The organism is Piscinibacter sp. (assembly GCF_050175855.1).
In the GTDB taxonomy this organism is placed as follows: Bacteria; Pseudomonadota; Gammaproteobacteria; order Burkholderiales; family Burkholderiaceae_C; genus Piscinibacter.
Window position 1 is genome coordinate 1 of the sequence record NZ_JBFXIO010000136.1, and the last position, 11,466, is coordinate 11,466.

An 11,466-nucleotide genomic window follows, 5' to 3' on the forward strand; every position below is an offset into this window, starting at 1 on the left:
GCCGATGTCGGCGCCGGCGGTCGGGCACTGCAGCGCCACGCGGCCGTGCGACAGCACCAGCAGCCGCGAGGCCAGGGCGAGCAGTTCGTCGAGGTCTTCGCTGATCAGCAGCACGCCGGCACCGCCGTCGCGCGCGGCGCGCAGCCGGGCATGGATCTCCGCGGTGGCCTGGAAGTCCAGCCCGAAGCAGGGGTTGGCGACGATCAGCAGGCGCGGGCTCTCGCTGAGCTCGCGGGCCAGCACCGCGCGCTGCACGTTGCCGCCGGACAGCGTCTCGATCGGCGCCTCCGGCCCCGGCGTCTTGACGCGGTAGGCAGCAATCTGCGCCAGCGCCTGGCTGCGCATCGCCGCGCGCGACAGCCACGGCCCGCGGGCCAGCGGCGCGCGGTCGAAATTGCGCAGTGCGAGGTTCTCGGCCACCGAGAGCCGGCCGACGCAGCCGTTGTGCAGCGGTTCCTCGGGCAGGCTGCGCACGCCCAGGCGCTGCATCTGCGCGCGCGTCGGGCGGAAGGGCTGGCCGTCGACCAGCACCTGGCCACCGGCGATCGGCAGCACGCCGGTCAGCGCAGCCAGCAGCTCGCGCTGGCCGTTGCCGGAGACGCCGGCCACGCCGACGATCTCGCCCGGCCGCACCTCGAAGTCGAGTGCGTCGATGGCACGCCGGCCTTCGTGGCCGGCCACCGCGAGCTGCCGCACCACGAGCCGGGGTGCCGCCGCGGGCGCGGCCGTCGCCGGGGTGGCGGCCGGCGTGGCGGTGGTCGTGTCGCTCGCGGTGCCGGCCGGCAATGCGGCGGCATCGGTGGCCACACCCATCATCCAGCCCGCCAGCTCGTCGCGCGAGGTGGCCGCCACCGGCGCCGCGCCGGTGCGCCGGCCGCGGCGCAGCACCGTCACCTCGTCGCAGAAGCCGAACACCTCGCGGAACTTGTGCGTGATGATCAGCACGGTGAGCAGGCCCTCGCGGCACATCGCCTTCACGCGGCCGAGCACCTCGTCGGCCTCCAGCGGCGTCAGCACCGAGGTCGGTTCGTCGAGCACCAGGAAGCGGCGCCGCGCATACAGCGCCTTGAGGATCTCCAGCTTCTGCTTCTCGCCGGCAGCCAGCTCGGCCACGCGGGCGTCGAGCGCGAGCGGAAACGGCGCCGTGCGCATGAAGCCGGCCAGCGCCGCGCGCTCGGCCTTCCAGTCGACGATGGCGGCGAGGTCGCGCCGCGCCAGCGCGAGGTTCTCGGCCACCGTCATGCCCGGCACCACGGTGAAGTGCTGGAAGATCATGCCCAGGCCGAGCGCTGCCGCATCCTTCGGGCTGGCGATCTCGCGTTCGCGGCCATCGACCACCACGCTGCCGGCATCGGCGCGGTAGAAGCCGATCAGCGACTTGACCAGCGTCGACTTGCCGGCGCCGTTCTCGCCGAGCAGCGCGTGCATGCTGCCGGCCTCGACGGTCAGCGAGACCTCGTCGAGCGCCTGCAGCGCGCCGAAGCGCTTGCTGAAGTTCAGCAACTCGACGCGGGCCGCGCCGGTCGGCTCGGGCTGGGGCGGAATCAAGTCGCTCATGGCCGCTCAGCCCATCGCCGCCAGGATCGCCGCGGACGAGGCCACCGCGCCGAACACGCCGCCTTGCATCGTCACCATCTTCAGCGCCGCCTCGTGGTTGCCGCGGTCGGTGGCGCCGGTGCCGTCGCTGACGATCAGGCACTCGAAGCCGCGGTCGTTGGCCTCGCGCATCGTCGTGTGCACGCACACGTCGGTGGTGATGCCGGTGAGGATGAGGTTGCGGATGCCGCGCGTGTGCAGGATCAGCTCGAGGTCGGTGGCGCAGAACGAGCCCTTGCCGGGCTTGTCGATCACCGGCTCGCCTTCGCGCGGGGCCAGCTCGTCGATGATCTGCCAGCCCGGCTCGCCGCGCACCAGGATGCGCCCTGCCGGGCCGGGGTCGCCGATGCCCGCGCCGATGCGCTGCGAGCGCCAGCGCTTGTTGGCCGGCAGGTCGGCGAGGTCGGGCCGGTGGCCTTCTCGGGTGTGGATCACGTGCAGGCCCGCGGCGCGCGCGCGATCGAGCAGCGCGCGGATCGGCGCGATCGGCGCGCGCGTCAGCGACAGGTCGTAGCCCATGCGGTCGACGTAGCCGCCGATGCCGCAGAAGTCGGTCTGCATGTCGATGATCACCAGCGCCGTGTTGGCCGGCGTGAAGTCACCGTCCCAGGGCCACGGATAGGGGTTCGCTGCGATCGTCTCGAAGGGCTTCATGGCGTCAGCGGTTCAGTGAGAGTTCACCCGGCGCGCCGTGGCTCGGCCCGGGCTTGCCCAGGCCGATGAGCAGCGCCAGCGTCAGCACGTAGGGCAGCGCGGCCAGCAGGTAGTAGCCCTGGCTGTAGCCCAGCGCCTGCAGCGCCGGGCTGATCGCGCTGGCGCCGCCGAACAGCAGCCCGGCGAGCACGCAGCGGCGCGGGTCCCAGCGCGCGAAGATGACCAGCGCCACCGCCATCACGCCCTGTCCGCTGGACAGCGCCTCGCTCCATGCGCCGGGGTAGACCAGCGACAGCGAAGCCCCGCCGACGCCGGCGCAGGCGCCGCCGAAGGCGGTGGCCGCCACCCGGTAGCCGGCCGGCGAGAGACCGAAGGCGCGCGCGGCGTTCTCGCTGTCGCCGACCACGCGCAGGCGCAGGCCGAAGCGGGTGTGGGCCAGGGCCCACCATACCGCGAAGGCGAGCGCCACGCCGACGAGAAACAGCGGGTTCAGCGACAGCGCCGCCTGCACCGCCGGCTCCGACGACCAGCCGCCCAGCGGGATCGCGCCCAGGTCGGGCGCGCTCGGCTGGATCAGCGGCTTGCCGAGCCAGAACGCCAGCCCCGAGCCGGCCAGCATCAGCGCGATGCCCATCGCGGTGTCGTTGACGCGCGCCAGGCTGCACAGCGCACCGTGCAGCGCGCCGAGCACGACGCCCACCGCGGCGGCGGCCAGCACGCCCAGCCACGGGCTGCCGCTGGCCAGCGCCACCGCATAGGCGGTCATCGCGCCCATCAGCAGCGTGCCCTCCAGGCCGAGGTTGATGCGGCCGGCCTTCTCGGTGACCGTCTCGCCGAGGCTGACCCACAGCAGCGGCGTGCCGACGCGGATCGCGCCGCCGAGGATGGCCAGCGGCACGCCCCACCAGCCCAGCGTGCTCGCGTCAGCCACGGCGTGCCCCCAGCCAGGAGCGGCCGCGCAGCGTCTCGCAGGCGATCAGCGCGACGAAGGCGAAGCCGAGCAGCACGGTCACCGAGGCGTCGGGCAGGCCGAGACGGCGCTGCAGCAGGCTGCCGCTGGCGGCGATGCCGCCGACGAGGATGGCCACCGGCACCACGCCGGCCGGCGAGAAGCGTGCCGCGAAGGCGATCAGGATGCCGGTGTAGCCATAGCCGGCCAGCAGCGAGGCATTGGCCGCGCCATGCACCGCGCCGACCTCCACCGCGCCGGCCAGCCCTGCGCAGGCCCCGCCGGTGGCGCAGGCGCCGATGGTCAGCAGCGGCACCGGCAGCCCGACGCCGAGGGCGGTGCGCGGGTTGCCGCCAGCCACGCGCAGCGCCAGGCCCAGCGGCGTCAACCGCATCACGCCCCAGGCCGCCAGCGCGACGGCGATGCCCAGCACCAGGCCCCAGTGCACGTCCAGGCCCGGCATGGTCGGCAGCAGCAGCGCATCGGGCAGCGGCTGCGTCGACGGCTTGTTCAGGCTGGCCGGGTCGCGCAGCACCGTCTCGACGATCTGGTTGAACAGCGCGATCGCGATGAAGGACATCAGCAGCGAGGCGATCGTCTCGTTGACCTCGCGCCGCTCGCGCAGCCAGCCGACCGCACCGATCCACGCGCCGCCGGCCAGCGCGCCGGCCAGCGCCATCGCCGGCCAGACCAGCATGGGCCCGGCCTGCGCATCCGCCAGCGTCGCCCCGATCGCCGCCGCCGCCAGCCCGCCGAGCGCGAGCGCACCTTCGTTGCCGATGATCACGCGCCCGGCCTGCGCCGGCAGCGCCACCGCCAGCCCGGTGAGGAGCAGCGGCGCCGCGCGCTGCAGCGTGTTCTGCCACGCGAACGCATCGCCGAACCCGCCCAGCACGATCAGCCCCCAGACCTCCAGCGGATCGAAGCCCGCCAGCGCCACGGCCAGCGAAAACAGCAGCACCGTGATCAGCAGCGCCGCGGCAGCCGGGAGCAAGGGCTGCGCAGCCAGCCCGAGCGTGCCGAGCAGTCGCCGCGGATCCGGCTGTGCCGGTCCGCTGGCGGCGCCCCCCTGGGGGGGAGCGCCGAAGGCGCTACGGGGGGGAGCCACGCTCATCCGGGGATGGAACCCACCACCCCCTCGACCAGGTAGTTCATCTTCTCGAGCTCGCCGTCGAACTGGTCAAGGTTCTTGGCGACGACGGCATTGCCCTTGTTGTCCTTGAGGCCGGCCTTGAAGATGACGTAGCCGCCCTTGAGCATCGCGGCCTTGATCTCGTCGGCCTTGGCCCGCGCCGGCGCGCCCACGGCGGCGCCGTACGGCGACATCTTCACGTAGCCGTCCTTCAGGCCGCCGCGCAGGAAGTTGGGCATCGGCGCGCCCGACTGCGCGGCCTTGACCTGCGCGCCGTAGGGCGTGGCCCAGTCCCACTCGGCGCCGGTGAGGTAGCCCTTGGGCGCGAGCGCGGCCTGGCTGGCGTGGTAGCCGCTGCAGAAGATGCCGCGCTTCTCGGCCGTCTCCATGATCACCTTCGGGCTGTCGACGTGGCAGGTCAGCACGTCCACGCCCTGGTCGATCAGGCTGGTGGCCGCCTCGGCTTCCTTGACCGGCATCGACCACTCGCCGGTGAAGATCAGCCGCGTGGTGATGGCCGGATCGACCATGCGCGCACCGAGCGTGAAGGCGTTGATGTTGCGCAGCACCTGCGGGATCGGCTTGGCGGCGATGAAGCCGAGCTTCTTGGTCTTGCTGGTGTAGCCCGCCACCACGCCGGCGAGGAACTGGCACTCGTCGATGTAGCCGAAGTAGCTGCCGGTATTGGCCGGGTGCTTGCCCTGCGTCCACAGGCCGCCGCAGTGGGCGAAGCGCACCTTGGGGTACTTCTCCGCGACCTTGATCATGTGCGGATCGAAGTAGCCGAACGAAGTCGGGAAGATCAGCGTGGCCTTGTCCTGGTTGATCATCGCCTCCATCGTCTTCTGGACGGCGACGGTCTCGGGCACGTTCTCTTCCTCAACCACCTTGATGCCCGGCATCTTCTTCAGCGCCGCGGCAGCCTGGGCCTGCGCCTGGTTGTAGCCGAAGTCACCCTTCGGCCCGACGTAGATCACGCCGACGGTCAGCGGCGCCTGGGCGAGCGCCTCGCGCAGCGCGCCGGGCAGCGCGAGCGAGCCGGCGCCGAGCGCACCGGCGGCGAGCAGGCGGCGGCGCAGGGCATCGTGGGTGGGGTGCTGGCTCATCGGGTTCTCCTCGTTCAGGGTTGGGTGGGGGCTGGCGGCAGCAGGCTCACGTGGGCGGCCACGACGCGCCAGCCGCCATGGCCGGGTGCGTCGGTGCGTACCCAGGTCTGGCTCTGGCGGCCGGTGCCGGTGGGCCGCACGTACTCGGTCATCGCGGTCGCGAAGTCGCGGCCGAAGGTGGTGATCACGGTGTGGCGCAGCGTTCGCGCCAGGCCGGCCGGCGAGCGCGCCGCACGGAAGGCGCGGATGGCCTCGATGCCGACCAGGTTCTCGCCGACCCCGTAGCGCACGGTGTGCGGCGATGGCCAGAACAGCTGATCCAGCACGGCCACGTCATTGCCCGTCAGCGCCTGCTCATACAACGCGAAGACGGCGCTGACCTCGGCATGCACGTCGGGCAGGTTGATGGCGAGCGCGTCGATCGTCACAGGGCCCTCGCCACCGGTGCGCTGCACAGGCCGAGCGCCTCGAGCTGCGCGGCCACGCGCAGCGCATGGTCCTCGCGCCAGGGCGCGGCGATCACCTGCACGCCGATCGGCAGGTGCGGCAGCGCCGGGTTCATGCCCCACAGCGGCACCGTCACCACTGGCAGCCCGATGCACGAGATCGGCTGCGTCAGCGCTCCCATGCTCGCCCGCGCCGGCAGCCGCTGGCCGTCGATCTCCAGCCACTCGGTGCCGATCAGCGGGGCCACGCACGGCGTGGCCGGCGCGAGCAGCACGTCGACCGTCTCGAACACGCGTGCCATGCGCTGCGCGAAAGCCTGGCGCACGCGCTGTGCCTGGGCGATCCAGGCCGCCGGCAGCAGCGCGCCGGCGAGGAAGCGGTCGCGCGACAGCGGCTCGAAATCCTGGGCGCGCCGGCGCAGGTCGGGCAGGTGCAGCGCCGCGCCTTCGGCGTTGGTGATCAGGAAGGCCGCAGCGCGCGCGCGGTCCACGCCCTCGAGCTCGACCAGCCGCGAGGTGCCCAGCGCCTGCGCCACCGCGTCGACCGCGGCCAGCGCCTCGGCCATCGCCATCTCGCGGAACCAGCCGCCGAGCACGGCGATGCGCAGGCCGTCGGCGCCGGCGCCGAGCGACGCGCGCGTGGGCTCCGGCGGGCGCATCGCGCAGTGCGGGTCGTCGCTCGCCGGGCCCTGCAGCGCGTCGTAGGCGGCCGAGAGGTCGGCCGTGCTGCGCGCGAAGGGGCCGAGGTGGTCGAGGCTGGCCACGAACGGGTAGCTGCCCAGCCGCGGCAGCCGGCCGTAGGTCGGCTTCAGGCCGAAGGTGCCGCACAGCGACGCCGGCACGCGGATCGAGCCGTTGGTGTCGGAGCCCAGCGTCAGCGGCACCTGGCCGGCGGCCACGGCGGCGGCCGATCCGCCCGAGGAACCGCCGGCAACGCGCGCGAGGTCGTGCGGGTTGCGCGTCGGCCCGTAGTGCGAGTTCTCGGTGGTGAAGCCGTAGGCGTACTCGTCCATGTTGAGCGCGCCCACCAGCACCGCGCCGGCGGCCTCCATGCGTCGCACCAGCAGCGCATCGCGGCCGGCCGGCGGGCTGACGCGCTCGATCTTCGAGCCCGCCAGCGTCGGCAGCCCGGCGATGTCGAACAGGTTCTTCACCGCGAAGGGCACGCCGGCCAGCGACAGCTCGGCGCGCCGCGCGTGCTTGTCGATCTGCGCGGCGCGCTTGCGCGCCCGCTCGGCGAGCACCGCGGTGAAGGCGTTGACCTTGGGCTCGCTGGCCTCGATCAGCGCCAGGCTGGCATGGACCACGCTCGACGCCGAGACGGCGCCGCTGCGCACCTGGGCCGCGATCTCCAGGGCCTTCATGCCGGCCTCACGTCAGCGGCCCGCGAGGTGCCAGCGGCCTGAACACGCTGCCGGATTCGTCGTGCGGCGTCAGCGGCTCGGCCATCACGCGCTCGGCCATGCCGGCGGCCAGCGTGAAGAAGGCGATCACGCCGGGCCGGTGCTCGGCGGCGATCGGCAGGCCGAGCAGCTCGGCGTTGGCCTTCACGACGGCCTCGACCTGCGGCGGCGTCAGCGCGCTCATGGCTCAGGCCTTGAAGAGCTGCCGGTAGTCCGGCTGCAGGTGGAACCAGTACATGTAGCCCTGCACGTCCTTCTGCATGGCCACGTCCATGGTCGGCTGGAACAGCGGAATCCGCGGCACCTCGTCGTAGGCGATCTGGATCATGTCCTTCACGAACGAGTCGTACAGCGTCTTGCTCTCGGCGAAGCGCGCGTTGGTGATGATCTTGTCCAGCTTCGCGTTCTGGTAGCTCATCGTGTTGAACACGGCGTTCTGGCCGTGGTAGCACCAGAAGAAGAAGTACTCGGGGAAGTCCAGCCAGCCGCCGAAGCGGTTGATGACCATCGGCATGTCCTTCTTCAGCAGCGCCGCGCGCCAGGTGGCGCCGGGGATCTTGTTGATCTGCGCCTTGATGCCGATCTGCGCCAGCGACTCCTGGATCAGGATGGCCATCGGTTCGCTGATCGTGCCGCTGCCCAGGTCGAAGCTCAGCGTGGTCTCGAAGCCGGCGCCGGCGCCGGCCTCGGCCATCAGCGCCTTGGCCTTGGCGATGTCGGTGCGGTAGCCGGTCGGCTGCGGCCAGGCGGTGCTGGTCACCTTCATGCCCGGCGCGCCGTACAGCTTGATGGCGCGGCCGTACAGCGCGCTGTCGAACATCTTGTCGTAGGGCAGCGCCAGTGCCACCGCCTGGCGGATCTTCGGGTTGTCGAACGGCGCCTTGGTGACGTTCATGCCGAGGTAGAACATCGCGTTCTCGATCGGCGTGCTGGTCACCTTGACGGCCGCGCCTTCCTTCGAGAGCTCGGAGAAATCCTTCGGCGGCAGGTCGTAGGTGATGTCGATGTCGCCCTTGAGCAGCAGCGCGCGGCGGTTGCCGGCGTTGGGCACCTCGCGCTGGACGATGCGGCGCAGCTTCGGCGCCGGCCCGCTCTTCCAGTCGTCGTAGCGCACATAGACGATCTCCTGGCCGGGCCGGAAGGCCTCGACCTTGAACGCGCCGCCGCCGGCGGTGTTGTTGCGCGTCCAGGCCAGGCCCCAGGGATCGGCCGCGGTGGCGTTCTTCTTCACCAGCTCGCTGTTGAACACGCAGGGCACGGGCACCGCGAGGTCGTTCATGGTCAGCTTGTCCTTGCGCAGGAACTTGACCATGAAGGTGTGGTCGTCGACGACGACGAACTGCTCGGGCTTCTCCAGCGATCCGGCGGCCATCTGGAAGGTCGGGAAGCCGCCGACCGTCACCGCGCGGTCGAAGCTCCACTTCACGTCCTTCGCGGTGACGGGCGTGCCGTCGTGGAACTTGGCGTTCTTGCGCAGCTTGAAGGTCACCGAGCCACCGTCCGGCGCCACCTGCCAGCTCTCGGCCAGCTCGGGCTCGAGCTTGTTGCGGTCATAGACCACGCGGCCATCGGGAAGCGTCTTCTTCCCGTAGGTCATCAGCCGGTCGTAGCACAGCCAGCTCACGCCGTAGCTGGGACGGTTGGCGCCGACCGTGTGGATGTCCAGCGAGTTCGGGCCGAACTCGTTGGCGACGATCAGCACGTCCTTCGGGCGAGACTGGGCCCGTGCGGCGAACGGCAGGCTGCCCAGTGCCGCGGCGGCACTGCCCGACTGGATGAAGCGACGACGGTCCATGACTACTCCTGGGTCAACGAAGGGAGGCGAGGTAGGCGCGCCAGCCGCCGAAGGCGCTGACGTCGGGCGCATCGGCAACGGCGTGCGCCTCGCACAGGAAGCCGTGCACGCGGCGGCCATCGGCGAGCTCGATGGAGCCCAGGCCGAGCGGCGCGGGGATCAATGCAAGAAAGCTGCCCACCGCGGCCTGCGGCATCGCCCAGACCTCGAGCGCGATGGCGTGGCCGTCGGCTTCGTCGCGCACCAGGCCGGGCTTGGGCGGCACCGTGCCGGGCAGCGCATGCAGCCGGTAGCGCGGCGCGGTGCTGGTGGCCTCGAGCAGCACCGCACCGCGCTCGAGCAGCTGGCCGTTCAGCGGCAGGCCCGAGAGATGGGCGCCGACCACCGCGATCGGCAGCACCGGCGCATGCGCCGGCCAGGCGGCCGGTACAGCCGACGGCAGCTCGCGCTGCGCGTGCGTCGCGCCCAGCGGCAGGGCGCGGGCCTGCTGCCAGCCGCGCGCGAAGCGCGCCAGCGCAGCGTCGTGGCCGGACGGCGCGATGAAGGTCACGCCGAAGGGCAGCTGCGCCGTCGTGGTGCCGGCCGGCACCGCGATCGCGCACCAGTCGAGCAGGTTGACGAAGTTGGTGTAGTGGCCCAGGCGCGAGTTCACGCCGATCGGGTCGGCATCCACCTCGGCAAAGCGGGGGTGGCCGGTGGTGGTGGGCACCATCAGTACGTCGCAGGTTGACCAGATGGCGGCGGCGCGCTGCGCGAGCTCGCGCAGCCGGTATATCGCCTCGAAGGCGTCGGTGGCGCTCAGCCCGATTGCGCGCGAGATCACGCTGCGCACCGTGTCGTCGAAGGCCTGCGGCTGCGCGGCCAGCAGCGTGCGGACCGCGGCGTGGCGTTCGGCGACCCAGGGGCCTTCGTACAGCAGCGCCGCGACCTCGTGCAGCTCGCCGAAGTCGACCGGCACCAGCTCATGGCCCATCGAGGCCAGCGCGTCGACGGCCTGCGGCCAGGCCGTCGCGTAGCCGGCATCACCGAAGAACCCAGGCTGCGCCGGCACGCCCACGCGCAGGCGCGGCGCCCAGGCCATCGGCCCCGGCGCGAAGCGGCTGTAGCTGTCGGCGGCGTCGGCGCCTTCGAGGGTGGCCAGGATGGCGGCCGCGTCGTCCACCGTGTGCGCGAACACCGACACGCAGTCGAGGCTGCGACAGGCCGGCACGACGCCCGCGGTGCTGACGCGGCCGGGCGTGGGCTTCAGGCCAACGAGCTGGTTGAAGCCGGCGGGCACGCGGCCGGAGCCTGCCGTGTCGGTGCCCAGCGCGAACGGCACGTCGCCGCGCGCGACCAGCACCGCCGAGCCGGCGCTGGAGCCGCCACTGATGCGATCGGCGGCGAACGCACTCGCCGGGCGACCGTAGGGCGAGCGGGTGCCGACCAGCCCGGTCGCGAACTGGTCGAGATTGGTCTTGGCGATCCACACGGCGCCTGCCGCCTCGAGCCTGCGAACCACGGAGGCGCTGCGCGCCGCGCGGTACGCGAAGGCCGGGCAGGCCGCGGTGGTCTCGATGCCTTCGATGTCGATGTTGTCCTTGACCGCGAAGGGCACGCCAAACAGCGGCATCGCGGCCAGCAGGGCGCCGCGGTCGGCGTGGTGACGGGCCGCTTCGGCCAGCGTGTCGAGCCGCGCGCGCAGCTCGGTCTCGTCGATCAGCCGGATCACCGCCGCGTCGTCGAGGCGCGCCGCCATCTTGGCGTGCAGCGCGCCCAGCAGTGCGGCAGGCGAGGCGCCGTCGCGGTAGGCCTGCTGCCAGTCGGCGAGCGTGACGAGGGGCGTGTTCACGGTATAGGTGCACCTGCTGGTATACAAGCAGGCATGCAGCACAAACCATGCCACGCCCGATGCGGGGCGATTCACCTCGGCGGTGGCGGAGTGTCGGGCCGAGTCGGGATGGTCCGGCGCGGTGCGCCGTGCGCCGGCTTGGGGCGCGAGTGGCTCAGCGCAGCGCGAAGTCCGCCAGCACGCCCGCGAACACCGCGAAGCCGACCCAGTGGTTGAGGCGGAAGGCGCGGAAGCAGCCCTCGCGCGTGCGCGTGCGGATCAGCGTGTAGTGCCAGCCGGCGATGGCGCCTGCAGCCGCCAGGCCGGCGAAGTACGGCCCGCCGAAGCCGAGGCCTGCGCCCAGCCAGGCCCAGATCGCGAGGAACGCCGCGTAGAACAGCATCACGCCGGCCACGTCGAAGCGGCCGAGCGTGATCGCCGAGGTGCGGATGCCGATCTTCAGGTCGTCGTCGCGGTCGACCATCGCGTACTCGGTGTCGTAGGCCAGCACCCAGAACAGGTTGCCCAGCAGCAGCCCCCAGGCCAGCGCTGGCGCCTCGCCCGTCACTGCCGCG

The 11,466-nt window shown here is 72.3% G+C and carries 11 protein-coding genes; all 11 read right to left on the bottom strand.

What is annotated here, in order from left to right:
• Window positions 1–1,557: ABC transporter ATP-binding protein (locus AB7U92_RS12140; protein ID WP_428576833.1), on the bottom strand; the 1,557-nt coding region annotated here is incomplete at its 3' end.
• Between the two features lie 6 nt (window positions 1,558–1,563).
• A complete protein-coding gene (gene biuH / locus AB7U92_RS12145; RefSeq protein ID WP_428576835.1) occupies window positions 1,564–2,250 on the bottom strand; it encodes a biuret amidohydrolase in 687 nt (228 codons plus the stop codon).
• Between the two features lie 4 nt (window positions 2,251–2,254).
• Window positions 2,255–3,181, bottom strand: coding sequence for an ABC transporter permease (locus AB7U92_RS12150; protein ID WP_428576838.1), 927 nt, complete (start codon window positions 3,179–3,181; stop codon window positions 2,255–2,257).
• Window positions 3,174–4,226: an ABC transporter permease gene (locus AB7U92_RS12155; RefSeq protein ID WP_428576861.1), complete on the bottom strand. Its 1,053-nt coding sequence runs from the start codon at window positions 4,224–4,226 to the stop codon at window positions 3,174–3,176. Before AB7U92_RS12155 ends, AB7U92_RS12150 begins: the two co-directional genes overlap by 8 nt.
• Window positions 4,227–4,309: 83 nt before the next feature.
• Window positions 4,310–5,437: a BMP family ABC transporter substrate-binding protein gene (locus AB7U92_RS12160; RefSeq protein ID WP_428576841.1), complete on the bottom strand. Its 1,128-nt coding sequence runs from the start codon at window positions 5,435–5,437 to the stop codon at window positions 4,310–4,312.
• A gap of 14 nt (window positions 5,438–5,451) precedes the next feature.
• Window positions 5,452–5,865, bottom strand: coding sequence for an oxalurate catabolism protein HpxZ (hpxZ, locus tag AB7U92_RS12165; RefSeq protein WP_428576844.1), 414 nt, complete (start codon window positions 5,863–5,865; stop codon window positions 5,452–5,454).
• Complete coding sequence (locus tag AB7U92_RS12170) at window positions 5,862–7,247, bottom strand: AtzE family amidohydrolase (protein WP_428576847.1); 1,386 nt, start codon at window positions 7,245–7,247, stop codon at window positions 5,862–5,864. The genes hpxZ and AB7U92_RS12170 overlap by 4 nt, the downstream gene beginning before the upstream one ends.
• A 7-nt stretch (window positions 7,248–7,254) precedes the next feature.
• On the bottom strand, window positions 7,255–7,470 hold the full coding sequence (locus AB7U92_RS12175; RefSeq protein WP_428576850.1) for a DUF4089 domain-containing protein: 216 nt from the start codon (window positions 7,468–7,470) through the stop codon (window positions 7,255–7,257).
• A 3-nt stretch (window positions 7,471–7,473) separates the two neighbouring features.
• Window positions 7,474–9,081 carry an ABC transporter substrate-binding protein gene (locus AB7U92_RS12180; protein WP_428576853.1) on the bottom strand — a complete coding sequence of 536 codons (1,608 nt, stop codon included), beginning with the start codon at window positions 9,079–9,081 and terminating at the stop codon, window positions 7,474–7,476.
• A 13-nt stretch (window positions 9,082–9,094) separates the two neighbouring features.
• Window positions 9,095–10,912 (bottom strand): allophanate hydrolase, encoded by a 1,818-nt coding sequence (atzF, locus tag AB7U92_RS12185; protein ID WP_428576856.1) that lies wholly within the window; start codon window positions 10,910–10,912, stop codon window positions 9,095–9,097.
• A gap of 154 nt (window positions 10,913–11,066) precedes the next feature.
• The coding region (locus AB7U92_RS12190; protein ID WP_428576858.1) for a UbiA family prenyltransferase at window positions 11,067–11,466 on the bottom strand (400 nt) is incomplete at its 5' end.